The sequence below is a fragment of the Microbulbifer sp. SAOS-129_SWC genome, assembly GCF_039696035.1.
Taxonomy (GTDB): domain Bacteria; phylum Pseudomonadota; class Gammaproteobacteria; order Pseudomonadales; family Cellvibrionaceae; genus Microbulbifer.
In genome coordinates this window covers 4248645-4273003 of sequence record NZ_CP155567.1, presented here as the reverse complement: position 1 = coordinate 4273003, position 24359 = coordinate 4248645, and the positions used below count along the sequence as shown (strand labels likewise).

Annotated in this window: 23 protein-coding genes; 12 read left to right on the top strand and 11 right to left on the bottom strand. The window is 63.0% G+C overall.

The genetic code is table 11. The features are described 5' to 3' along the window. Positions 1-77: 77 nt before the first annotated feature. The 3 genes from ABDK11_RS18145 to ABDK11_RS18135 form a co-directional block, all read right to left on the bottom strand. On the bottom strand, positions 78-1271 hold the full coding sequence (locus ABDK11_RS18145) for a GGDEF domain-containing protein (protein ID WP_346837936.1): 1194 nt from the start codon (positions 1269-1271) through the stop codon (positions 78-80). A gap of 95 nt (positions 1272-1366) precedes the next feature. Further along, positions 1367-2200: a transglutaminase-like domain-containing protein gene (locus ABDK11_RS18140; RefSeq protein ID WP_346837935.1), complete on the bottom strand. Its 834-nt coding sequence runs from the start codon at positions 2198-2200 to the stop codon at positions 1367-1369. Further along, positions 2200-2430, bottom strand: a complete 231-nt coding sequence (locus ABDK11_RS18135) for a DUF350 domain-containing protein (RefSeq protein ID WP_346837934.1) — start codon at positions 2428-2430, stop codon at positions 2200-2202. Before ABDK11_RS18135 ends, ABDK11_RS18140 begins: the two co-directional genes overlap by 1 nt. Positions 2431-2586: 156 nt before the next feature. Here ABDK11_RS18135 and ABDK11_RS18130 point away from each other — a divergent pair, with 156 nt between their 5' ends. Both ABDK11_RS18130 and ABDK11_RS18125 read left to right on the top strand, forming a co-directional pair. After that, on the top strand, positions 2587-3480 hold the full coding sequence (locus tag ABDK11_RS18130; RefSeq protein ID WP_346837933.1) for an SPFH domain-containing protein: 894 nt from the start codon (positions 2587-2589) through the stop codon (positions 3478-3480). Positions 3481-3504: 24 nt separating this feature from the next. Then, complete coding sequence (locus tag ABDK11_RS18125) at positions 3505-3921, top strand: hypothetical protein (protein ID WP_346837932.1); 417 nt, start codon at positions 3505-3507, stop codon at positions 3919-3921. A gap of 123 nt (positions 3922-4044) precedes the next feature. Here ABDK11_RS18125 and ABDK11_RS18120 read toward each other — a convergent pair whose 3' ends face one another. From ABDK11_RS18120 to ABDK11_RS18100, 5 genes are all read right to left on the bottom strand, one after another. Beyond that, entirely contained in the window at positions 4045-5607 is a 1563-nt protein-coding gene (locus ABDK11_RS18120; protein ID WP_346837931.1) for a S8 family serine peptidase, read from the bottom strand. 462 nt (positions 5608-6069) lie between these two features. Next, on the bottom strand, positions 6070-8910 hold the full coding sequence (locus ABDK11_RS18115; protein ID WP_346837930.1) for a pitrilysin family protein: 2841 nt from the start codon (positions 8908-8910) through the stop codon (positions 6070-6072). 246 nt (positions 8911-9156) lie between these two features. Further along, positions 9157-9555 carry a globin gene (locus tag ABDK11_RS18110; RefSeq protein WP_346837929.1) on the bottom strand — a complete coding sequence of 133 codons (399 nt, stop codon included), beginning with the start codon at positions 9553-9555 and terminating at the stop codon, positions 9157-9159. Between the two features lie 154 nt (positions 9556-9709). Then, positions 9710-9907, bottom strand: a complete 198-nt coding sequence (locus ABDK11_RS18105; RefSeq protein ID WP_346837928.1) for a CPXCG motif-containing cysteine-rich protein — start codon at positions 9905-9907, stop codon at positions 9710-9712. After that, positions 9904-10689, bottom strand: coding sequence for an alpha/beta hydrolase (locus ABDK11_RS18100; protein WP_346837927.1), 786 nt, complete (start codon positions 10687-10689; stop codon positions 9904-9906). Before ABDK11_RS18100 ends, ABDK11_RS18105 begins: the two co-directional genes overlap by 4 nt. Positions 10690-10961: 272 nt before the next feature. Here ABDK11_RS18100 and ABDK11_RS18095 point away from each other — a divergent pair, with 272 nt between their 5' ends. Together ABDK11_RS18095 and fba are read left to right on the top strand one after the other, a co-directional pair. Beyond that, complete coding sequence (locus ABDK11_RS18095; RefSeq protein ID WP_346837926.1) at positions 10962-12125, top strand: phosphoglycerate kinase; 1164 nt, start codon at positions 10962-10964, stop codon at positions 12123-12125. A 190-nt stretch (positions 12126-12315) separates the two neighbouring features. Then, positions 12316-13380 (top strand): class II fructose-bisphosphate aldolase, encoded by a 1065-nt coding sequence (gene fba, locus ABDK11_RS18090; RefSeq protein ID WP_346837925.1) that lies wholly within the window; start codon positions 12316-12318, stop codon positions 13378-13380. Between the two features lie 291 nt (positions 13381-13671). Here fba and ABDK11_RS18085 read toward each other — a convergent pair whose 3' ends face one another. After that, positions 13672-14799 (bottom strand): beta-eliminating lyase-related protein, encoded by a 1128-nt coding sequence (locus tag ABDK11_RS18085; RefSeq protein WP_346837924.1) that lies wholly within the window; start codon positions 14797-14799, stop codon positions 13672-13674. 137 nt (positions 14800-14936) lie between these two features. Here ABDK11_RS18085 and ABDK11_RS18080 point away from each other — a divergent pair, with 137 nt between their 5' ends. Then, on the top strand, positions 14937-15914 hold the full coding sequence (locus ABDK11_RS18080) for an alpha/beta hydrolase (RefSeq protein WP_346837923.1): 978 nt from the start codon (positions 14937-14939) through the stop codon (positions 15912-15914). Positions 15915-15972: 58 nt separating this feature from the next. On the opposite strand, the gene rarD is transcribed toward ABDK11_RS18080, so the two are convergent. Continuing rightward, a complete protein-coding gene (gene rarD / locus ABDK11_RS18075; protein WP_346837922.1) occupies positions 15973-16884 on the bottom strand; it encodes an EamA family transporter RarD in 912 nt (303 codons plus the stop codon). A gap of 183 nt (positions 16885-17067) precedes the next feature. After that, entirely contained in the window at positions 17068-18312 is a 1245-nt protein-coding gene (serA, locus tag ABDK11_RS18070; RefSeq protein WP_346837921.1) for a phosphoglycerate dehydrogenase, read from the bottom strand. Positions 18313-18466: 154 nt separating this feature from the next. Between serA and ABDK11_RS18065 the strand changes: the two genes are divergently transcribed. The 7 genes from ABDK11_RS18065 (at position 18467) to ABDK11_RS18035 (ending at position 24335) form a co-directional block, all read left to right on the top strand. Next, positions 18467-19129 (top strand): fumarylacetoacetate hydrolase family protein, encoded by a 663-nt coding sequence (locus ABDK11_RS18065; RefSeq protein ID WP_346837920.1) that lies wholly within the window; start codon positions 18467-18469, stop codon positions 19127-19129. A gap of 62 nt (positions 19130-19191) precedes the next feature. Beyond that, positions 19192-19719 (top strand): asparaginase domain-containing protein, encoded by a 528-nt coding sequence (locus ABDK11_RS18060; RefSeq protein ID WP_346837919.1) that lies wholly within the window; start codon positions 19192-19194, stop codon positions 19717-19719. Positions 19720-19992: 273 nt separating this feature from the next. Further along, positions 19993-21501 carry an aldehyde dehydrogenase gene (locus ABDK11_RS18055; protein WP_346837918.1) on the top strand — a complete coding sequence of 503 codons (1509 nt, stop codon included), beginning with the start codon at positions 19993-19995 and terminating at the stop codon, positions 21499-21501. A 440-nt stretch (positions 21502-21941) separates the two neighbouring features. After that, on the top strand, positions 21942-22328 hold the full coding sequence (locus ABDK11_RS18050) for a hypothetical protein (RefSeq protein ID WP_346837917.1): 387 nt from the start codon (positions 21942-21944) through the stop codon (positions 22326-22328). A 153-nt stretch (positions 22329-22481) separates the two neighbouring features. Continuing rightward, positions 22482-23579: a TonB family protein gene (locus ABDK11_RS18045; RefSeq protein WP_346837916.1), complete on the top strand. Its 1098-nt coding sequence runs from the start codon at positions 22482-22484 to the stop codon at positions 23577-23579. 24 nt (positions 23580-23603) lie between these two features. Further along, positions 23604-23912, top strand: coding sequence for a DUF2007 domain-containing protein (locus ABDK11_RS18040; protein WP_346837915.1), 309 nt, complete (start codon positions 23604-23606; stop codon positions 23910-23912). Between the two features lie 18 nt (positions 23913-23930). Further along, positions 23931-24335, top strand: coding sequence for a VOC family protein (locus tag ABDK11_RS18035; protein WP_346837914.1), 405 nt, complete (start codon positions 23931-23933; stop codon positions 24333-24335). Positions 24336-24359: the final 24 nt, after the last annotated feature.

Genomic DNA, 24359 nt, shown 5'->3' with positions numbered 1-24359 from the left:
GGATGGGGGAGCGACGGTGGCAGGAGTGAGCTGCGCGATAACAGGAGCGCCGCTGGGGTGCGCGGCGCATCCTGGTTCTACTGTGTCACAGTTGCCGGCGGAGCGGTTTCTGCATTCTCTTTGGTTTCGTGCACCACCCGGTTTCTGCCCTCGCGCTTGGCGCGGTAGAGCAGGTCATCGGCGCGATTGACGGCGCTGACGATATTGCCGTGGTGGGCCGCAATACTCACCAGGCCGAAACTGGCGGTGAGGGAAAAGCGCTGCTGCCCGGCGATGACGGTCATGGCTTCGATATCCCGGCGCAGCTGCTCGACCTTGGCACTGGCCTCGCTCATATCGCCGGCAGGAAACAGCACCACGAATTCCTCGCCGCCCATGCGTGCGGTGATATCACGGCAGTCGGTTTTCAGTAGCAGCAGCCGCGCGAACTGCCGTAGTGCGCTGTCGCCGGCGTGGTGTCCGTAGCGGTCGTTGATGGTTTTGAAGTGATCGACATCCACCAGGGCCAGATAGGCATTACAACTCTGCCGACGGCAGTGCTCGAAAATCTGTTCGGTTGTGTCAAAGAAGCCGCGGCGGTTGGCCAGCCCGGTGAGCTGGTCGGTGGTGGCCAGCCGGCGCATGCGTACGGCCAGGTCGTCGGCGACGAGCAGCACGGTGAACAGCCCCAGTCCGCCGTTGATCGCCGGCATCATCAGGAAATTCATATTGCTGTAGATCGACAACCAGTAGTCGTCGCGCTCGGCGCCCTGCATCAGGGCAACACCCGCGTAAGACACTTGCGCCAGGGTGTAGAGAATAAACAGGCTGATGGTGCCCCACTCCGCCGGGCGCAGTCTGCCCTCCTTGCGGGCCAGGGTGCGGATGCACAGCAGTGCGGCCACGGCGCCGGACAGCGGTGTGGGCGCCATGCGCAGGCCCATATGCGGGTGCCCGAAGGTGAACCAGGCGATCACCAGCTCCACCGCCAGCAGGTAGCCGATCAGTATGGGTGGGAATGGCCGCAATCCGGCGCGGTAGCGGTAGCCCCCCACCGCCAGCCCCTGCACCAGCAGCGAGGTGGCGTTGACGATCAGCCAGTAGACATTGCGGTCGGGAAACAGGTCGCGCGCCGCATTCAGCAGCATATTCACTACCAGCAGCCAGAACAGCAGGGCCCAGTAGAAGGTGTGGGGCTTGCGTTCGATACTGCACCAGGTGATCAGCAGTATGGAGCCGAGCATCGCGTTGGTGGCGAGCACCGAAAAAAATATGTAGTCGAGGGGCAGCATGGTTGTAACTCGTCCGGGGTGCCGAAATCGCTTTTCCGGTCTCTGTCAGCTAGCGGCCCGAGCTCCGCTGCGCGGGCGCATCGTCGGGCGGTTTGTCAGCTATGGATAAACTGTGACTTTTTGATCCACTGGTTGCCGCGATAGCGGCGCGTGGGCGTATTGTTTTTTCGCGCCCAGAAAAAGTGGCGGTTGAACTGGAATTCGACATTGTAGCCGTCCACCAGTTGCGCCAGCGGCAGCGCCTTCCAGGTGGAAATGCGGCGCTTGCTGGTAGCTTCCAGCAGGTACTCCTGGTCGTCGACAATCGCCACCACCCACGCGTGGCCGGAGCCCTTGTAGGTGCCCACCGCCACCCGCGCATCGACGCCGAGTTCGATCAGCCAATCCGCCAGCAGCAGCGCGTGGTCCTCGCAGTCGCCGCGCTTCTGATAAAAGGACTGGCGTGAGGTCTGCCACACATCGGCGAGACCGCCATACTGCTGTGCGTCGTACTGGTATTCCTTGCGCACCGCCAGCGTATACAGCGGTACCCACAGCTGGCGGGTCTTGAACGGCTTGAAGCCCACCAGGTAGCTGTTGGCGAAGTGGTGCTGGCTGTCGAGCCCGCGCGCAGAAATGGTTGCCGAGGGAATGCCCTGCCAGTTCCACACCGACATATAGGCACTCTGCGCGGCGCTGCGTCCGGACACGGCGCGCTGCACGTAGGCCTCGGTCAGCGGTTTGCTGGTGCCCTGCACCCGCACCACGCCGGCCTGGCGGTCGCGGTGGTAACTGGCCGGCTGTGTCGCGCCCACGGCCTGTCGGCGCGCTTCGGCCAGGCCCGGCAGCGCCGTGTTGTCCGGCTGCGGGGTGGGGCGCTGCTGGCGCAGGGCGAGATCCGGCAGCAGCAGCGCCGCCGCGAGTGCCGCCAGCAGCAGCCAGCCGCGCATCAGCCTTTCAGCCCGAAGGAAATAATCAGGGCGACAAAGATGAGGACGGTGGAGGAAAAGATTGCTACCGCGAGGTTGCCGTTCTTCAGTTCCAACTCGATATCGACGTTTTTCAGCAACTTTTTATCAATGGTCAGCAGCGCGAGGATGCCGATAAACAGCGCCAGCAAGGTGTACAACAGGTTGATGCCCAGGTTGAACAGGGTGGCGGTCAAGAATTCCAGTTCCATAGGTTGTTGTTGGTCTCGGTGTCTCTGACGGGGGCGCTATTGAATCACAGTTTGCCGCCCCGGCCCATCGACGCGGCTCATACAGGCGGGGCGCTGCTGGGGTACACTGGGCGCGAAACCATACCTATAAATCATGCAGCAATTCGGGGTTGCGCAATGCGGACATTGTACAAATTACTGACTATTTCGTTGTTCCTGAGCCTGGCGGCCTGTGCCGACCGTGTGGAGGTGCCGCCCGCGCATGTGGGCAAGATTCTGACCAAGAACGGATACAAGCCGGAAACCGTGCCGCCGTCCAAGTTTCGCCTGGATATGTGCCTCTTCTACTGCGACAAGCTGGTCACCCTGGCCACGGCGGATTTCGGCCATATGGAGAAGTTCAAGCTGTTTATGCCCAAGGACCAGCTGAACATGAATTTCGATGTGCGCATGACCGCGGCGATCAATCGCCAGATGATCGACAACATCTTCGATCGTATCCCGCCGCTGAACGACAATATCTCGGTCAAGCATGTGTACGACACCTACGCCCAGCCGGTGATTCGCGACGTGGTGCGCCGGGTGGTGGCCAAGTATTCGATCAACGAGATTGCCTCCAGCCGCGAGGCCCTGAGCCGCGAGCTGTTCGCCGAAGTGAGCCAGGCGCTGGAGGGCACGCCGATTGCGATCAAGCGCCTGGGGCTCGCCGATGTGCAGTTTCCCAAGGTCATCACCGAGGCCAAGGAGCGCGCCGCCGAGCGCCGCGAACTGATCGAGCAGGAAAAGGCGCAGTTCGAGATCCAGAAAATCCAGATGGAGCGCGACCTCGAGCGCGAGAAAATGAACCGCGCCATCGCCCGCGAGAAGGCCATCGGCCAGAAGGAGGTTAACGACCTGCTGGCCAAGTCGGTGACCGACAAGTACCTGGCTTACCGCACGCTGGAAGTGCTGGACAAGATGGCCGAGTCCGACAACAAGGTCTTCCTGCCGGTGGAGGCGCTGGGCACCATCGGCCTGCAACAGGCGGTGTTCAGCAGTCAGGTGAAACAGGTGGCGCGCAAGGGCCGCTAGCGGCCGGCGAGGGAGAAAGTTCAGATGACAATCAATTCACAGATTTCCAACTGGCTGGTGTCCGCCCTCGGCGGCCTGGCAACCTGGGCGGTGATCGCCGCCTGTATTCTGCTGGCGTTGAATGTGTTTTACCGCGCACGCCTGCTGCGCAACCGCGGCGACAGCCTGCACTGGCTGCTCGACCGCACCCTGGTGATCCGCTTTCTGTGCCTGCTGTTTTTTATCTGGGTGCTGCTGGGCTTCAACAGCAATGCGCCCAAGCTGGTACTGGTGCCGGACGATGCGGCAGAGCGGACCGCGGAGCAGCAGTTGCTGCGCGCCGAGGCGGCGCCGGTGCAGAGTATCGCCCCGCAGCGGGATAGCGCGGCAGAGACCAGCGCGCGCCTGCAACAATTGCGCGAGGCACAGAAGGAGGCGGTGTTGCCGGGCAGTGAACCCTGATCCGGGTGCGCCCGCTGGTGGCGCCGGGCAGGCGCTGCGCAACGCTCTGTTTCAGCCAATAAAAAAGGGGCCTCGCGGCCCCTTTTTACGTTGCGGTCATCGTTGATGACACGGGTGTGCAGCTTACGGCTTGCCGCCGCCCTTACCACCTTTACCGCCACCACCACCACCGCTACCGCCGGGGTTGCTGCCGGTACAGGCGTTGGCGCTCAGGTAATCCGCCGTGGTCTTGGCCTGGACCAGGCCGTAGCCGTAGGCATTGTCGCGGCCGGCTGCGCCGAGGTCTTCGGCGGTCGCATCCATGGCCGCGCGGATTTCACCCGGTGCACAGTTGGGATACAGGCTCCACACCAGCGCGGCGACACCGGCAACGTGCGGCGTCGCCATCGAGGTGCCGTCGAAGTAGGCATAGTTGCTCGGGGCAATGGTCAGCGAGGTTGTGGCACCGAGCTGATTCAGCAGCGCCGCGCCGTCGGTGTCGGAGATGCCGGCGGACGGGATTGTCGTCGCGACGCCGCCGAGGGTGCCGTACAGCATGCCGGGCTCGTTGTTGTAGACCACCGCACCGATACCGCCGCCGGCCTGGCAGTTGAGTACCTTGTCGGCGAAGCTGATATTGCCGCGGGCGATCAGGCACACCTTGCCGGCAGCCGCCGTACAGGCGGTTTCGGCGGTGCCGCAATCGGCCAGCGCGCCGGTGACAGACGCCTGCGGGCTGTCTTCCATCGCTGAGGCCTCGATATCGCCGCCGGCCACTGTCAGGGTGGTGGCGAGGCCGGTGCCGGTGGGCACGGAGGAGAGCACGCCGACGCCGGGGCCGGACAGCTCGACCTGATCGGTCTGCTGGGAGAAGCCGGCGACCACCTTGTCGCTGTCGATCGCCGCCACGGACACGACCGAGTCGTAGGAGGCGGGGTAGGACTGGCGGGTATTGCCATCGTTACCGGCGGCAGCAATGGACAGCACGCCGTCATTGGCATAGGCGGCGGCGAAGGCCTGGTCTTCGGTGCGGGATTTCAGCGTGCCGCCGAGGCTCATATTGATGACATTGGCGCCGTTGGAGACACAGGTGTCGAGTGCGCCGACGAGGGAAGAAGAGTAGGCCCAGCCGTTCGCGTCGAACACCTTGACGATATGCAGGTTCACGTTGGTGTTGGGCATCACGCCGACCACACCGACGCTGTTGTTGATCGCGGCGATGGTGCCGGCCACGTGGGTGCCGTGGTGCACATCGTCCTGGAACCAGTCGCCGGCGCCACCGGGATCGCTGGAACCGGTCACGGCATTGCCGGACAGGTCTTCGTGGTTGATGTCGTAACCGGAGTCGATGATACACACGGTGCGGTTGCCCGCCTGCGCATCACTGACCTGGTCGGCCTGCACCATCGGAATGCCGTAAGGAACGGTCTGCGCCATCGGGAAGCGCTTGACGTCTTTTTCTACATACTCGACGTTGGGGTTATTCTGCAGCGCCTGCAGAGCGCGCGCCGGTAACTCGGCGGCAAAGGCGTTGTGCGCATCCAGAGCCAGCTTGGCGTGGCCGCCGCGCTGCTGTGCCATGGCCTTGACGGCGGCGCCCTTGCCGGGCTTGAACTTGACGATGTAGCGCGCATCGGCGGCGCTGGACTGGGCGGAAACCGCGAGCGCGATGGCGCCGGCGGCGAACAACGATAGGGTTTTCTTCATTGAAAGCTCCACACGAGGTGATTATCGGGCGTCCGCGGTGCGGTGCCCTGTCATTATTGTGTCCACCCGGTCATACGTGCCCGGCGCGGAGGCCGCAGCGCCACAGGACCGACTGCTCGGTGGGAATCTAAAAAGTAGCAGCTTGGCCCCATTCGCCAAGTGAGAACTGCCGCAGTCGTGATGCCCTTGGCAAAAATGATTTTACTAAGCCGATTGGCGTGCAATCACACTGAGGGAGGAAAACCGAATTACGTCTCGGCTTTAGCGTCCTGCAAAAAAGAGCAGTACAGGCGTACTGCTTGCGCTTGCCCCGGCTTCCCGTCCGGCAGCAATTTCCCGTCTCGGCACCTTCTTCTGCTATCTCCCGGCCCCCAATAAAAAACGGCGCCCGCAGTGGGCGCCGTTCGCGTCTGCGCGAATGCGCAAAAGCCGCCGCGGTAAATCGGCGGCGGCTCGCGGGGATCAGCGGCTGCCGGCCACCGCACTGGTCATCGGTTTGCCGTCGGCGTCGATCTCGGTGATCGGGCCCAGCTCCAGATCGCGGATGCCGTCGACGATCTTCGCCTTGTCACCTACCACCACCCAGATGAACTGGTCCGGCTTGATGGTCTGCTTGGCCATCTCGCGGATGCTGGCCAGGTCCATGGTACGGATGCGCTCGGCGTAACCGTCCATGTAATCCAGCGGGCGGTCGTAGGTGACCATGTTGGACACCGCACCGGACACAGCGGCGATGGTTTCGAAGCGGCCGGGCAGCTCGTGGATGCGCTTGTCCTTGAGCTTCTGCAGCTCGTCCTCGCGCGCCGGCTTGTTGCCCACATAGGCGCGCAGCTCCTTGCGCAGCTCATTGAGGGATTCACTGGTCTTGTCGGTCTGCACCGGCGCATACACCAGCAGCGGCTGTTGCCCCTTGCCGCCGGTCATGAAGGTGTAGGCACCGTAAGCCCAGTGCTTGTCTTCACGCAGGTTCATGTTGATACGCGCGGTGAAGGTGCCGCCGAGGATATCGTTCATCATGTGCAGCGTGTCGCTGTTGGCGATACCGTTGGAAGGCGCCAGCAGGCCGCCGATGATCATCGACTGCTCGGATCCGGGCTTGTCGATCAGGTACACACTGCTGTGCTGCGGGTAGGCGACTTTGGCCAGGTTCTTCTGCGGCACGGCGCTTTGCGGCGCGCGCCAGTCGGCAAAGTGCTTGTCCAGCTTCTGCATCAGCGCGTCCATGGTGATATCACCGGTGACCACCAGGGTGGCGTTGTCCGGGCGCAGCCAGGTGTCGTGGTACTGCTGCAGGTCGGCGCGGGTCAGCGACTGGATCGAGGCCTCGGTACCGGAGCCGGTCAGCGGCACGCCGTAGGCGTGGTCCTTGCCGTACAGCAGCGGTGGCAGGGTGCGCAGAGCCATCTGCACCGGCTGGGTCTTTTCCTGCTGGATGCTGGCGATCCAGCGGCTGCGCTTGCGCTCGATTTCGTCGGCGGCAAAGGCCGGGTGCAGCACTACGTCGGCAAACAGGTCGATGGAGTTGTCCAGGTTGGCGGTCAGCGCATTGAGCTCGACGGTGGAAGTGTCGATGTTGGCACTGGCACTGATCTCGGCGCCGAGGGTTTCCTCGCGCGCGCTGATTTCCAGTGCGCTGAGATCGGCGGTGCCCTCGGTCAGCATCGACATGGCGTAGCTGGAGGTGCCCAGCTTGGCGCCCTTGTCGGCGGCGTAACCGGCGTCAAAGCGCAGCGACATATCGACCACCGGCACTGAATGGCGTTCGGCCAGTATCACCTGGAGGCCGTTGTCCATCTTCGCGGTCTGCAGTTGCGGGAAGGGCACCGACGGGAACTTGCCCAGGTCCGGCAGCTTGGAGCGGTCGGCGCCGCTGCTGGCCACCTTGTAGTCGGGGAAGGGCATGACGTCGAGGTTGTAATCGCCGCTGGAAATCCAGGTCTGCGCCGCCTTCTGTACCTGCTGCGGGGTCAGTTGCTGCTTGTGGTTGAGGGATTTCAGCAGGCCGTTGGGATCGTTCAGGTAGAGTTCGCCGCGGGCCAGCATCACGCCCTTGCCGCTCCAGCCACCGACCTGCTCCAGCGCGCGGGCGGTGCTGGCGTACTCGGTCATGTTGGCGCGCTGCAGTTCCTCGGCCGTGGGGCCATCCTTCAGGAAGCGGGCAACCTCTTCATCGATCGCCTTTTCCACTTTGGCCGGATCCACGCCGGATTTGACGTCGGCGATAATCTGGAACATCGACGACAGTTCGAACTCGTCGAGCTCGATGTTGACGTCGGTCGCGATCTGGTCCTTGTACACCAGGCGCTTGTACAGGCGCGAGTTCTTGCCCTGGCCCAGCACCGCGGCGGCCAGGCTCACCGCATCGGCGTCGGCGTGGCCCATGTTGGGGGTGTTCCACACCTTGTACAGGCGCGGCTGGGCCACGCGGTCGTACATCACGTCGCGCTTGGGCTGGTTGCGCTTGGCGATCCAGGCCTTTTTCTTGATCAGCGGATCGCCGGCGGAGATATCGCCGAAATACTTGGCCGCTTTTTCCCGCGCGGTTTTCTCGTCGATGTCGCCGGCCAGCACCAGCACGGTGTTGGAGGCGCCGTAGTAGGTCTTGAACCAGGTTTTGACATCGTCGAGGGAGGCCGCATTCAGGTCTGCCATCGAACCGATGGTCTCCCAGGAGTAGGGATGACCGGCCGGGTAGGTGGCCGCCTGCATGCGCTCCCATACCTTGCCGTAGGGCTGGTTCTCGCCCTGGCGTTTCTCGTTCTGCACCACGCCGCGCTGCTCGTCGAGCTTGGCCTGGTCGAGGGCGCCGAGCAGGTGGCCCATGCGATCGGATTCCATCCACAGGGCCATGTCCAGCGCGTTGCTGGGCACGGTTTCGAAGTAGTTGGTGCGGTCGAGCCAGGTGGTGCCGTTCATGCCGGTGGCACCGGCCTGCTCAAAGGGTTTGAAGTATTCGTCGTTGTAGTTTTCCGAACCGTTGAACATCAGGTGCTCGAACAGGTGCGCAAAACCGGTGCGCCCGGGGCGCTCGTCCTTGGAACCCACGTGGTACCAGACCCCTACCGACACCACCGGTGCCTTGTGGTCTTCGTGCACGATCACGCGCAGCCCGTTGGGCAGGGTGAATTTTTTATAGGGGATATGCAGCGCTTCGGTGGCCGCGGCGCTGCTCTGTGCCATCGGTGCGGCCGGTGTCGCGCTGTTGTCTGCGGCGGCGCTCGATGGCGGCGGCGCGGATTTGCCGCAGGCGGAAACGGCCAGCGCCAGGGCGGCGGGCAGCCAGAGTTGGTGGATTATTTTCATGGGCGAATTCCTTGCTTTGGGTTTCCCGTAGAAGTGCATTTGGCCTGCAGGGGCGCGGTCGTTACCGCTGAGATTGCGCAGGCATTTATTGTTATCGCTCCAGAACTGCAACGTCCGTACCAGGGGTGGTGGCAGTCGGGGGTGCCGGACAGGCGGCAGAATTATTTATACAGAGGGCCCCGGGGGATGGCAAACCGGCCGCGCCGGCGGGACTCGCTGGCGCGGCCGGCTGTTCGGTGGCGGGAATCAGTAGGCGCCGCGGATCACTTCGATCCCCGGTTGCAGCGCGCGCTGCCAGGCGCTGCCGATCGCATCGCGGTATTCGGGGTCGTGTTGGCGGATGGTGTCGAGCAGGGCGTCGAGCCATTGCCGGTAGAGGTCGGGGCGAATGTTGTAGCCGGTGCGCGAGTGGCTGTCGCCCAGCGCGCGCAATTTTGTGTCGGGCATGCCGCGCGCGTGCAGGATCAGCTGCATGATGCCGTTGCGCAGCAGGTGGCGCTGCTGCGGCATGTCGGTGTCGACGAACATTGCGCGCACCTCGTCGCCGCTGCTCATGAAGCGGTCGTAGAAGTCGGTAAAGAAGCTTTCGTTTATACAGCAGCGGCCGTAGCTCTGGAAAACGGTGTCGGCGTCGGTGGTTTCCATGTGGTGGGTTCCCTGAATGCGCGCTTGCGCCATAGCCATACAGTTTGTGGGGATTTGCGGCGCGGATTTTAACTGGCGGCGGTGATGCTGCAAGGCTTTTTTCGGCGGCCGCGCGCTGGCCAGGGAAGGTTGCGGGACGCTGGCGACGGCGGCGTCAGCCGGGGCTGTTCTCATCCCGCAAGGTGACGCTGGCGCTGCCGTCGCTGTCGATAGTGACGGAGACTGCCATCGGGCGGCAGCACACCTCGCAGTCTTCTATGTAGTGCTGGTCGCCTGCGGACAGGTCCACCAGCAGCGTGATGGGCTCGCCACAGTAGGGGCAGTATGTGCCCACTTCGTCCTGCAGTGTCATTGTTCAGGGTCCTCCAGATAGCGGGATACCCAGGCGGCCAGGGTATCGGCGACATAATCGGCGTCCGCGCGCCGGGTCAGCAGGTGATCGGCGCCGTCCAGGCTGATAAAACTCTTCGGGTGCATGGCGCGGTTGTAGAGGTCCGCGGCCTCGTCGATGGACACCGTGCGATCCGCCGGCGAGTGGTAGATCAGCAGCGGCCGCTCGAGTGTGTGGATGTAGTCCATTTTGTGTCGCTCGAGATCGTCGAGGAACTGCTTGCGGATCACGAACGGGCGCCCGGCCAGCACCACCTCCGCGCGGCCCTGCTGCTCGATGGTATCGACCGCGCCGGCCAGCTGCCCGAGCACGTGGTCCGGCTCTGCCGGCGCGGCGATGGTGGCGATGGCCCTAGCTTCGGGGATCTCCGCCGCCGCAGCCAGCACGGCGGCCCCGCCGAGGCTGTGGCCCACCAGCAGGTCCGCGGGGCGCTGCTGTTCGCGCAGGTAGCGCGCGGCGCAGGCGAGGTCCCGCACATTGGTGGAAAAGTTGGTCTGGCTGAAATCGCCCTCGCTGTCGCCGAGGCCGGCGAAATCGAAGCGCAGTACCGCGAAGCCATGTGCGGTCAGGCGCCGGGCAATGCGCGACGCGGATACCACGTCCTTGCCGCAGGTGAAGCAGTGGGCGAACAGCACCTGCGCGCGGGGCTTGTCCGCGGGCAGTTCGAGAATGCCGGCGAGGGCGTGACCGCCGCTGCCGGTAAACTGCACCTTGTTGCGCCGGCGGCGCTTGCCTCTGTCCATCTGTACTGCTTCCCGGATCCACCGTACCAGCGGCCAATGGTAGGGCCGCAATCGCGGCAGCGGCAAATTTCCCGTTCCTGTAGTCATGATAGCGCTATCAGTGGTGCCCCGGCGCCCCTGTGGTAATCCAACTACAGAACCGCTTGATATACTCCGCGCCCGAACCCCCGCGGTGGGCGTCAGGGGGCTAACCGCTTATAATCCGCGCCCGTTTCCGGAGCCGAATCGGCGCCGGAATTTCACCTATGCGGTTACCAGCAAGAGGATTGGCTATGGCGGTTAAATTGATGAAGGATCTGGATCTGGCGGGCAAGCGTGTCCTGATCCGGGAAGACTTGAACGTGCCGGTAAAAGGCGGCGAGGTCACCTCCGACGCGCGTATCCGCGCCGCACTGCCCACCATCCAGGCCGCGATTGATGCCGGCGCCAAAGTCCTGTTGATGTCCCATCTGGGCCGCCCCACCGAGGGCGAGTACGCGGAAGAATTCTCCCTCGCGCCGGTAGCGGTGCACCTCGGCCAGCTGCTCGGCCGCGACGTGCCGCTGATCAAGGACTGGCGCGACGGTGTGGAACTGGAAAACGGCCAGGTGGCGCTGCTGGAGAATGTGCGCTTCAACAAGGGCGAAAAGCAAGACGACGAAATCCTGTCCAAGGCCTACGCCGCCCTGTGCGACATCTTCGTGATGGACGCCTTCGGTACCGCGCACCGCGCCCAGGCTTCCACCCACGGCGTGGCCCGGTTTGCGCCGGTCGCCTGTGCCGGCCCGCTGCTGGCGGCGGAGCTGGATGCACTGGAGAAGGCGCTGGCCAAGCCGGCGCGCCCACTGGTGGCGATCGTTGGCGGCTCCAAGGTGTCCACCAAGCTGACGGTGCTGGAGACGCTGGCCGACAAGGTCGATCAGCTGATTGTCGGCGGTGGTATCGCCAACACCTTCCTCGCCGCGGCCGGCAAGCCGGTGGGCAAATCCCTGTGCGAGCACGACCTGGTGGATACCGCCAGCAAACTGATGCAGCAGTGCGACATCCCGCTGCCGGTGGATGTGGTGACCGGCAAGGAGTTCAGCGAGAGTGCCGCCGCCGAAACCAAGTCCGCCGATGAGGTTGCCGAGGACGATATGATTTTCGATATCGGCCCGCAGTCCTCCGCGCAGCTGGGCGAGATCCTCAAAGGGGCCAAGACCATCATCTGGAACGGGCCGGTAGGGGTGTTCGAATTCGACCAGTTCGGCGGCGGCACCGAGCGCCTGTCCAAGGCCATCGCTGCCAGCGATGCCTTCTCCATCGCCGGTGGTGGCGACACCCTCGCGGCGGTGGACAAGTACGGCATCGCCGACAAAGTTTCCTATATTTCCACCGGTGGCGGCGCGTTTCTTGAATATGTGGAAGGCAAGACGCTGCCGGCGGTGGCGATGCTGGAGAGCCGCGGTAGCGAATAACGCCCGCGGCCAATGGCCGGCGGGGCGCTCAGGCGCCCCGCGTTAGAATTCGTGGAGAAACCAGAAAAGCAGAGCCGGGAGTCACCCGGCCATTGATACCGGCCCCGTTGCCGGTGGCGGGCCACTCCGGCGTCAGACTGGAGGGCCCACAGGAGATACGAGAACGCAGACCAGAACCAAAGGTATAACCATGGCACTAATCAGCTTGCGCCAAATGCTGGATCACGCCGCCGAACACGGCTACGGCGTGCCCGCATTCAACGTCAACAACCTGGAACAGATGCGCGCGATTATGGAGGCGGCCAGACAGACCGACTCCCCGGTGATCGTGCAGGCTTCCGCCGGCGCGCGCAAATACGCCGGCGCGCCTTTCCTGCGCCACCTGATCCTCGCCGCGATCGAGGAATTCCCGGAAATTCCGGTGGTCATGCACCAGGATCACGGCACCAGCCCGGCGGTGTGCCAGCGCTCCATCCAGCTGGGCTTCAGCTCGGTAATGATGGACGGCTCGCTGCAGGAAGACGGCAAGACCCCGGCCTCCTACGAGTACAACATCGACGTGACCCAGCGCGCGGTGGCCATGGCGCACGCCTGTGGTGTTTCCGTCGAGGGCGAGCTGGGCTGCCTGGGCTCACTGGAAACCGGCATGGCCGGTGAGGAAGACGGCGTGGGTGCGGAGGGCAAGCTGTCCCACGACCAGCTGCTGACCGACCCGGAAGAGGCGGCCGACTTCGTACAGAAAACCCAGGTGGACGCGCTGGCGATTGCCTGCGGCACCAGCCACGGCGCCTACAAGTTCACCCGTCCGCCGACGGGCGACATCCTCGCCATCGATCGCATCAAGGAAATCCACGCGCGCATTCCCGACACTCACCTGGTGATGCACGGCTCCTCCTCGGTACCGCAGGAGTGGCTCAAGGTGATCAACGAGTTTGGCGGCGAGATTCCGGAGACCTACGGTGTACCGGTCGAGCAGATCTGCGAAGGCATCAAGCACGGTGTGCGCAAGGTCAATATCGACACCGACCTGCGCCTGGCCTCCACCGGTGCCACGCGCCGCTTCCTGGCCGAGAACCCGTCCGAGTTCGATCCGCGCAAATTCTACAAGGCGGCGCTGACCGCCATGCAGGATATCTGCGTGGCCCGCTACGAGGCCTTCGGCACTGCCGGCAACGCCAGCAAGATCCGCTCGCTGAGCCTGGACGCCATGTCCGCGCGCTACGAGGCCGGCGAACTGCAGCCGCAGATCAAGTAAACGCGCAGCGTTTACTCATGTAGGGGCGGACCTTGTGTCCGCCCTTTTTGTTGGTGCTGCCGGAGTTGGGCGGACACAAGATCCGCCCCTACGGAATCTGCCCTGCGGTCCTATCGACTACGGTGCCCAATGTGCTCCGTAAGCGCTGCGCTGGTTTTTATCCACAGAGCTGTCTTAGTGTGGGTTGTGTTGTTGCGGTGCTGCGAACTCCGTCCCCGATGCGCTCCGTAAGCGCTGCGGTAGGTTTTATCCACCGAGTTGGATCTGTAGGGGCGGACCTTGTGTCCGCCCTTACTCCCCGCCACCACCGGACCTGGATAACTCCAGCACCTCACTGACAAACCGCGCCAGCACAGCCGCCCACTCGGCGCGCTCCCGGCGGCGAAAGTTTTCACCAAAACTCAGTTCAAACCACAGCGAGCCCTCGCCGGCGCGATACGGCGGCGGCAGCACGGCGATATCCTGTTCGGCCAGCCATGCGGTTGCGCGCGGCAGGAATTCGGTTGGGTCGGCGTCGACGCGCAGGCGGAACATGCTGGTCTGCGGTTGCAGCGGCCAGGTTTGCACACCGGCCAACGCGTTGAGCTGTGCGGCAAACCACTGCGCATCCTCGCGGTAATTGGCCATGTTCGGCAGGTAGGTCGCCAGCCCCTCGCGCGCGGCGATGACATAGGGGGAGAGCGCAAACAGGTTGCCGCCGGCACGGCGCTGCCACACTTTGGCGCTGCGGATGAAGTCGGCATCGCCGGCCAGCAGGGCGCCGGCGATGCCGCCGAGATCCTTGTAGAAGCTCACATAGACCGAATCGAACAGTGCGGCAATCTCGGCCAGGGAGCGGTTGTAGTGCGGTGGGCACTGCCACAGGCGGGCGCCGTCCAGGTGCAGCTTGATGCCCTGCTCGCGCGCCCACTGCGACTGCGCCAGCAGATCTTCCCAGGCCGGCAGCTGGCCGCCGATTTCGCGCATCGGCAGCTCCAGCAGCGCCGCCGCCAGCGGGTCGCGTGCCGCCTGCTGCAGGTCAGTCAGGGTCGGCACTTCGGCCGCGGCACCGAGGGTGACGCCCTTCAGCCCGTACAGCACCTGGAAGGCGTTGTGCTCGTGCAGTTGCAGGTGGCTGGTGTGCGGCAGCGCGACATAGGGCGTGCGCGCGCGGTCGGCCCACAGGCGCAGCGCGATCGGTTGCGCCTGGGTGCCGCTGGGCATGAACACCGCGGCCTCCTTACCCAGCAGTGCCGCGACCTCGCGCTCAAAGTCCTCGATCAGCGCGCCGCTGCCGTAGACATCGGACTGTTCGCCCTCGCCGGTGGCGTCGGCGAGCTGCTGCAGTGTCGCCTTCAGGCCCGGTGACGGGTGGCGTACGCTGCTGTGGCTACAGGTGGTGAACGCGTTACGGTAAGCGGTGATCAGGTCGGCGGTCATGGCGGGCTCCGGAAATCCAGTAGTCGCGCACGGTAGCGCAATTGCTGCCGGAAATCAGCCCGAGCGCCAGTGCGGTTGTGGCGGCGGGGCTGACCAGCGCACACCACCGTACACAAAAATACAGTACCATTGAGGCAATGGACCTACTGCAAGATTTCAATACCGTCGACAACAGTCCCGTCATCCGGCGCCCGGACTACTCGGCATTGCGCGAACAGCTGCCCGAACTGGATTTCAGTGGCAGCGAGCCGCTGTTGCCGTCGCTAAATGACTACCGCAATTATTACAACCTGCAGTTCCCCCAGGCCCACAAAACCGGGGTCGGCACTTTCCACGCGGCGGGATTCGAGCTGGTGGCCCAGTACTGGCTGCAGGAAAAACCGCGCGGCACCCTGTTTATCTGCCACGGCTATTTCGACCACACCGGTATCTACGGCGCGGCCATCCGCTTCGGTCTCGAACGCAATTTCAATGTGGTGATTTTCGATTTTCCCGGCCACGGCCTGTCCAGCGGTGAGCCGGTGGCCATCGATACCTTCCTGCAGTATCGCGAGGTGCTCGACGGCCTGCTGCAGGTTGCCCGCGACAAACTGCCCGGCCCGTGGCACGCCATGGGCCAGAGCACCGGTGGCGCCGCGCTGTTGGCCTATTTGCAGTACAGCCGCTGGCAACCGTTCGACAAGGTGGCGCTGCTCGCGCCGCTGATCCGCCCGGCGCGCTGGCACCTGCGCAAGTGGATGTTCTACCTCGGGCGCTTCTTCCTGCTGGCGCCGGAGCGCGAATTCAATATCAACACCCACGACGCCGAGTTCGCGCGCCGCCAGGCGCACCGCGATCCGCTGCAGTCGCCGGTGATGTCGATGCGCTGGCTGACGGCGATGGTGGACTGGCTGAAAACCTTCCCCAGAACCGCCAGAAATCCCAAACCGATCCTGGTGCTGCAGGGTACCGGCGACGAGACCGTGTCCTGGCGCTACAACATGCGCGCCATTCGCGACCGTTTCCCCAACAGCAAGCGCATCATCGTGCGCGGCGCGCGCCACCAGATGATCAACGAGACCCAGCCCTACCGGCACCAGATCCTCGCCGCACTGGACGAGTGGTTGAACCGTTGAGTGCACGGTGCGCAGCGCGCACCGCAGTGGTCGGGGGGGCGCGGCGTGCGCCCCGGTTTCAGATCGCGGCTTTTCGCTGCAGGCGCAACCGCTGCCGCTGTGCCAGCGCATCCAGTGAGTAGATCACCAGCGCCACCCACACGCATGCGAAGGTCACCAGTTTGCCGTGCCCGAACGGCTCGCCGAACAGCAGGGTGGCGATCAGCAGCATCAGCGTCGGTGCCAGGTACTGCAGGAAGCCCACGGTCGACAGGTTCAGGCGCCGCGCAGCGATATTGAACAGCAGCAGCGGGGTCAGGGTCATCGGGCCGGTCAGCAACAGCAGGCCGTTGAGCTGCCAGCTGTTGTTGAACAGGTTGCTGCTGGGGCTCGTGCTCCACAGCAGGAAGCCCAGCGCCAGCGGCAGCATATACAGGGTTTCCACCGCGAGCCCGGTCAGGCTCTCCACCGGCGCGCGCTTGCGCACCAGCCCGTACAGGGCGAAGGAGCAGGCCAGATACAGCGACACAACCGGTACCCGCCCGAACTGCCACAGCTCGTGGCCAATGCCCACCGCCGCCAGCGCCACCGCAATCCACTGCAGCCGCCGCAGCCGCTCGCCCATCACCAGCACACCGAGCAGCACATTGATCAGCGGATTGATGTAGTAGCCGAGGCTGGCGTCGAGCAGGTGCGCGTTGGTGATCGACCAGATAAACACCAGCCAGTTGCTGCCGATCAGCAGCGTGGACAGCGCCAGGGTGCGCATCTTCGCGGCGTCGCGCAGCGTGGCGGTGAAATTGGAGAACTTGCCGATCAGCAGCAGGATCGCCAGCGCCAGCACCAGCGACCAGACACTGCGGTGGGCGAGGATCTCCGGTGCGGAGATGCCGTCCAGTAGTTTGAAGTACAGCGGCGCCAGACCCCAGAAGAGGAAGGCGGAAACCCCGGCCAGCAGGCCGGTAACAGCGGATTGGTTGTCGTCTTGCACAGTGACTCGCAGGTGTTTGCCCGGCGGGCGGGTGGGAGGATTGCTGCGCGGATTCTACCGGGAAAGGTACAGGAAAGTCAGGTGCGGATTGGCTTGGCGCTATAGCGTCGGGCTATATGGTGTTGGACGGTGTAGGAGCCTGCACGGCAGGCCCCTACACAAGGGCGCGAGAGGCGCGCGGAATCAGAACAGCACGCGGCAGCGCAGGGTGCCGGGGATGTTCTTCAGTTTCTCCAGCGCCAGGTCCGAGTACTCGGCCTCCACATCGATCACCACGTAACCGAGGGTCTCGTTGGTCTGCAGGTACTGGGCGGAGATATTGATGCCGTTCTCCGAGAACACCTGGTTGATCGCGCCGAGCACGCCGGGCACGTTCTTGTGGATGTGCAGCAGGCGGTGCGCGCCGACGTGGCCGGGCAGTGCCACCTCGGGGAAGTTGACCGAGCTGGTGGTGGTGCCGTTGTCGGAGTAGAGCGCCAGCTTGTCGGACACCTCGGTGCCGATATTCTCCTGCGCCTCCACAGTGGAGCCGCCGATATGCGGGGTCAGCAGCGCGTTGTCGAGCCCGCGCAGCGGCGACACGAATTCATCGTCATTGCCGCGCGGCTCCACCGGGAACACATCAATGGCGGTGCCGGCAAGGTGGCCGCTCTTCAGCGCCTCCGCCAGCGGCTCGATATCCACCACGCTGCCGCGCGACGCGTTGAGCAGGATGGCGCCGGGCTTCATGTGCTCGATCTGCTTGGCGCCGAACATCATCTTGGTGGACGGGGTCTCCGGCACGTGCAGGGAGACCACGTCTGACTGCTCCAGCAGCTCTTCCAGCGAGCCCACCTGGTGGGCATTGCCCAGCGGCAGTTTGGTAATCACATCGAAGAAGATCACGCGCATGCCGATGGATTCGGCCAATACCGATACCTGCGAGCCGATGGCGCCGTAACCGATGATACCCAGGGTCTTGCCGCGCGCCTCGAACGAGCCCTTGGCGGACTTCAGCCAGCCGCCGCGGTGGCACACGGCGTTTTTCTCCGGGATGCCGCGCAGGGTCAGGATAGTCTCGGCGATCACCAGCTCGGCCACGCTGCGGGTGTTCGAGTAGGGCGCATTGAACACCGCGACGCCCATCTCGGTGGCGGCCTGCAGGTCGACCTGGTTGGTGCCGATGCAGAAGCAGCCGATCGCCACCAGTTTGTGAGCGTGTTCCAGAACCTGGCGGGTCAGTTGGGTGCGCGAGCGAATGCCGATAAAGTGGGCGTCGGCAATTTTCTCGATCAGCTCTTCTTCCGGCAGCGACGTCTTCACATACTCCACATTGGTGTAGCCGCGGGACGCCAGCAGGTCCACCGCAGTCTGGTGCACACCTTCCAGCAGCAGGATGCGGATCTTGTCTTTGTGCAGGGATTCTTTCTGATTCGGGTTGGGAGCCATAAACTATCTCTTCACTGAGCGCGAGTAATGCGATGCTTTACCTAGCGTAGATTGACTACTGGGGAACGCCGGGAGCCCGGCGAAGGCGCGATCATACCACAAGCGGGCTGTGGCGCTTTATTCGAAATATCTATCCTAATCATCTAATTCCGTTATGTACGAACACCAATATACCTGCGGTACCGCCACCGACCTCCCGGTGGGCAAGATTGTCTGCGTCGGGCGCAATTACGCCGCCCACGCCGAGGAGCTCTCCAACCCGGTGCCGGACGAGCCGCTGCTGTTTATCAAACCTGCCAGCGCCGCGGTGCCGATGGCCGCCCCGCTGCACCTGCCGGTGGGGCGCGGCAGCTGCCATTTCGAGGGCGAACTGGCGCTGTTGATCGGCGCGCCCCTGAGCAATGCCAACGCCGCCGACGTGCCGGCGGCCGTCGCCGGCCTGGGCCTGGCGCTGGACCTGACCCTGCGCGACCTGCAGGCGCAGCTGAAAAAAGACGGCCACCCGTGGGAGAAGGCCAAGGGCTTCGATGGCGCCTGCCCGCTGGCGCCGTTCGTCAAGCTCGACTGGCTGCCGGACTGGGACAACCTCAGCTACTCTCTGTGGCTGAACGATGATTTGCGCCAGCGCGGCAAGAGCGCGCACATGCTGACGCCGATCCTGGATCTGGTGGCCTATATCAGCAGCTATTTCACCCTGCAGCCCGGCGACGTGGTACTCACTGGCACGCCCGCCGGCGTCGGCGAGCTGCACCACGGTGACAAGTTGGTGTTGCAGCTGGAAGAAGACTGGCTGCGGGTGGAGACGGCCGTGGCCTAGTTGTCGCATCCTATTTGCATGACTAAGATGCCCGCATTCGTACTCACAGAACTGGAAACGTGATGACAGATCTCAATTCGCAGACCACGATCCGCATCCTGACCACCGGCGGCACCATCGAGAAGAGCTACTGCGAAGCCGAGGGCACGCTGAAAAACCGCGCCTCGATTATTCGCGACGGCCTGATTGCCAGCCTGCGCCTGCCCTATACGCAGCTGGAACTGGAGAGCGTGCTGAACAAGGACTCGCTGGAGATGGACGACGGTGACCGGGCGCAGATCGCCGACGCCGTGGCGCGCACCGCCGAGCAGGGTGAGCCGATCGTGGTGCTGCACGGCACCGATACCATGTCAGTGACCGCTGACTACTGCTACGGCAAGCTGGGTACGCCCGCAGTGGCGGTGGTATTCACCGGCGCGATGAAGCCCATGGGCTTCATCGATTCCGACGCGCGCCAGAATGTCACCGAGGCCCTGCTGGCCGCGCAGCTGATGCCGCCGGGCTTCTATATCGCCTTCCACAACCGCGTCTTCCCGGTGCCCGGCGTACACAAGAACCGCGACACCGGCACCTTCGAGGCAGTGGAGTAGCAGGCGGGCATAAGCGCCGGCGATTGGATCAAGCCCCGGCACTGGATCTGCAGGGGCGGACCTTGTGTCCGCCCGCGCGGGCCGCTGCCCGCCGGCCGGGCCGGGGCCCGGCACTCCCGGCGCCCGCCGAATCTTGGAATACCCCACCCCCGGCCCCATCACCACGGTGGAGATCACCGGCGGGAATCTGATATTCTTTGATTTGTGATCACATTTTCAGTATAAATTGAATAATTATTCAGTTTTGCCTACCCCCAAGCTATGAGGTGTGCCATGTCGGAACACAAAAAGACCCCACAATCCCTGCAGGAATGGCTGGACCTGGCCGCCACGCTCAAGATCGAGGGCCGCGCCTTTATCAACGGTGAGTACGTGGACGCGCTGGGCGGGAAAACCCGCCCCACCATCAGCCCCGCCGACGGTCGCGAGCTGGCCCAGGTGGCCAACTGTGGCCCCGAAGACGCCGAGCTGGCGGTCAAAGTCGCGCGCGAGACGTTTGAATCCGGCGTCTGGTCGAAGATGCCGCCGATGGAGCGCAAGAAGATCATGGTGCGCTTCGCCGAGCTGATCGAGCAGAACCAGGTCGAGATCGCCCTGCTGGAGAGCCTCGATGCCGGCAAGCCGATCAGCGACACCATGAATGTCGACGTTCCCGGCGCCGTCACCACCATCCGCTGGACCGGCGAGGGCATCGACAAGGTCTACGACGAAGTGGCCCCCACCGGCCCCAACGAGCTGGCACTGATCCAGCGCATGCCGCTGGGCGTGGTTGCGGCGATCGTGCCGTGGAACTTCCCGCTGTCCACCACCGCGTGGAAACTGGGCCCGGCGCTGGCCACTGGCAACAGCGTGATCCTGAAGCCGGCCTCCAACACCCCGCTGACCGCGATTCGCCTCGCCGGCCTGGCCAAGGAAGCGGGCCTGCCCGACGGCGTGCTGAACGTGCTGCCGGGACCCGGCTCCAGCCTCGGCAAGACCCTCGGCCTGCACATGGATATCGACTGCCTGACCTTTACCGGCTCCACCGAAGTGGGCAAGACCCTGACCGAGTACTCCGGCCAGTCGAACCTGAAGCGCACCTTCCTCGAGCTGGGCGGCAAGAGCCCCAACATCGTGTTCGCCGACGCCGACCTGGACAAGGCCGCCGAGGCCGCCGCACTGGCGGTGTTCTACAACCAGGGTGAGACCTGCACCGCCGGCACCCGCCTGCTGGTAGAGAAAAGCATCGCCAAAGACTTTATCGAGAAAGTCAGGAAGGCCAGCGAGCGTTTTGTGCCCGGTCACCCGCAGGATCCCAACACCGTGATGGGCGCGCTGATCGACCAGAGCCAGTTCGACACTGTGGAGTTCTACGTGGCCAAGGGTCTGGAACAGGGTGCGCAGCTGGCCTGTGGCGGCAAGCCCGCCGAGGCGGTGGCCGGTGGCCACTACTACGAGCCGACCATCTTTACCGGTGTGAATGGTGATATGACCATCGCCCGCGAGGAGATCTTTGGCCCGGTGCTGTCGGTGATCGAGTTCGAAGACGAGGCCGACGCGCTGCAGATCGCCAACGACTCCATCTACGGCCTCGCCGCCGGCGTCTGGACCAAAGACATCAGCCGCGCCCACCGCATGGCCCGAGAAATCTGCGCCGGTTCGGTGTGGGTGAACAACTACTTTGGCGGCGATATCACCGTGCCGTTCGGTGGCTTCAAGCAGTCCGGCAACGGGCGCGACAAGTCTTTGCATGCGCTGGATAAGTACTGTGAACTGAAATCCACCTGGATCGATTTGAGCTGATTACAGCGACTGCGCGGGCGCCTGACGGCGTCCGGCAGTGCTCGAAATGCTCATGCACTCCAAGTGCACTCCGCTTTCTACGCGCTGGCGGCCACCGCCAGCCACCCGCTCGTTACGCTGTAATCCGCTCACATGTGTTGAGCTGGAAAAATGTTGAAAGCTACTGCGCGGGCGCCTGGCGGCGGCAGGCGCTACGAATATTGCTCAAGGGCCACCACCCCGGCCCGGACTCCGTGACTTTGGGCCGCTGATGCGGCCCTTTTTTGTGGCTGCTGCTATTGCGCGTTTGCCGGGTACCTGCCGGTCAATGGCGCCTATTTCCATCCTCGGCTATACCTAAATTAGTACCCCGGCAAACGGGGTCTGGCGACCTGCTCACCGCGGCGGCCCCTGGGGCCGCCAACTTTTAACTCCCTTTCAGGCTGTGCGAGTGCTCCCGTATGAAGTGGTTACGGCCCCCGTTTATCCTGGCGTTGTTCATCATTACTCCAGCAGCGGCGCTGGCGGCGCCGGTCCGGAGCGTCGAGCTCGGCGCCACCGCCAGCTGGATTGCGCAGGTGCTGAATTTCCACGCCGGGCCCGCCGGCGGGAGTGGATTTGACCTGCTGGTACAAAGCGGCGATTCCGTGCGCGCGGGGCAGAAAATAGCCGTGCAGATGGATACCCGCAAACGTATCGTGCTGGAGTACACCGCCCGCGCCCCCGGGCGGGTCAGTATTCGCGAGCGGTTGGACGGCAAGGCACCCGGCGGCACAGTACTGGAAATTCATGTGGGTGATGCTGGGCCCTGTACCGGTGGTGACTGCGGATTATCCAGCGCACGTTAATGCCAGTCTGAAATCCCGAAGGGGCGCAAGACGAACAGACCGTAATACCCGCGCGGCGATTGGCCGTATAAGCTCTGCCTCAATGCTGTTACGCTAAGGGTCGCTAAGCGACCCTTAGTTTTGGATGACTGTTATCAGGGAGAGTGACTAAAAATGAAGAATAATTGGAGTTGTTTTTATCGCTGTATATTGACAGCCTTGCTGTTGATCAGCTCTGTCGCCAACGCCAGTGAACTTAGTGACCGATTTCACGAGTATCAACAGGCGCTGAAAGAAAACGATGCAGATAAAATTGCGACAGCGGCCAAGTCAGTTTTCTCTGTAGTGGAAAATTACCCGAAAAATAATAAGAACTTCGCCGCGGCCAGTCTTAATTATGGCAAGGCGCTAATGGGGCTTGGTAAGTTTGAGGACGCTGAGATTTATGCAAAAAAATCCCTGGAAAGCCATCGGAAAATCTATGGTGATAAGGGCGTTCAGCTTATAGATCCCCTCTTGGTTTTGGCTGAAATCAGAGCAAGAGATGTTTATTCAAATCGAAATGGGGGGTACAGGCGTTATATTGAGGATGCCCTGGATATCGCTAAAGAAAACGACGGAAAAGACTCCCTGCTGTTTGCCAGAGTCAATCTGGAAGCAGGGAAGATAACGCTGAATTACGCCAAGGAGAGGCGCGCACATACCTATCTTGAGGTGGCGCATACTGCTTTTTATGGTCCCCATAAAAAGGATACATATGGCAGGTTCTACTCTTCCTTTTATCTTGGAAAATATTACCTATCCAGAAATTTGTATAAAAAGGCAGAGCCATTGCTTGCCGAAGCTCTGGATGTTGTCGATGTTGAAAATGGAAAAGACGGACAGCTGGAGCTGACAACCCGTGCCTTCCTGGTGGAGACTTACGATAAACTGGGGCAGAAAGAGAAATCTATTGAGCAGTGCCGGGCCATTGGCAAGGCAACGCCTTTTAATATGGATCAGGAGCTCGTGCCCCTGTTCAATCGTGTGGCGGAGTATCCTACGTCAGCACTTGAGTTCCGCCGAGAGGGTTACGCGATAGCGCAGTTTACCATTTCGGATTCCGGGTTCGCGGAAGATATCGAAATACTGGAAACCAAGGGAGCATCGAGTTTTGGTGATGCTGCGAAGAAGTATCTTGAACAAGCTCGATATGCGCCAAGGTTTGTCGATGGGGCGCCAGTAGATACCCCTGACCGGAAAGTGAAGTTCAATTTCAATCTGGCAGACTAGGGCTCTAGTGGGGAAAATGTGTCAATGAAACTCATCTTCACCAACGAAAACCGCCTGCTGGTAGAGCTGGCCAGAAGCAAGCTGGAGCTCGCCGGCATTCCGGTTTTCATGAAGAACGAATTTGCCCAGGGCGGCTCCGGCGATCTGGCGCCGAACCAGACCTGGCCGGAATTATGGCTGGAGCGGGCGCGGGATTTTGAGCGCGCGCAAAAGTTACTCGCGGATGCAGAGGACGAAGCCGGCGGTGACTGGCAGTGCCCCGACTGCGGCGAGAACAACGGTGCGGCATTCGACTACTGCTGGAACTGCGGCGAGCCGCAGCCAGTTCACTAGCCCGCGAACCATAAGACCATGCAATTCCTGATCAATATCGACGTGGATAATCTGGAGCGCGCCATCGAGTTCTACCGCAACGCCTTCGACCTGCGGGTGGGCCGACATTTCGGCACTGGTGGTGTGGAGATGCTGGGCGGGGATGCGCCCGTTTACCTGCTTGCCAAGGAGACCGGCACACCGGTGGTGGAAACCCTGGCGCAGGTGCGCAGCTACGAGCGCCACTGGACGCCGGTGCACCTGGATATGGTGGTCGACGACGTTGAGGTTGCGGTGGAAAAAGCCGTCGCCGCCGGCGCCGTTCTTGAATCCGAAATCCGCATCAATAAATGGGGTGCCATCGCCGGGCTGGCGGATCCCTTCGGCAATGGTTTCTGCCTGCTGGAGTTCCGCGGTCGCGGTTACGATGAGATCTGCCTCTGATTCAGCCCCGATTCAGACCCCCAC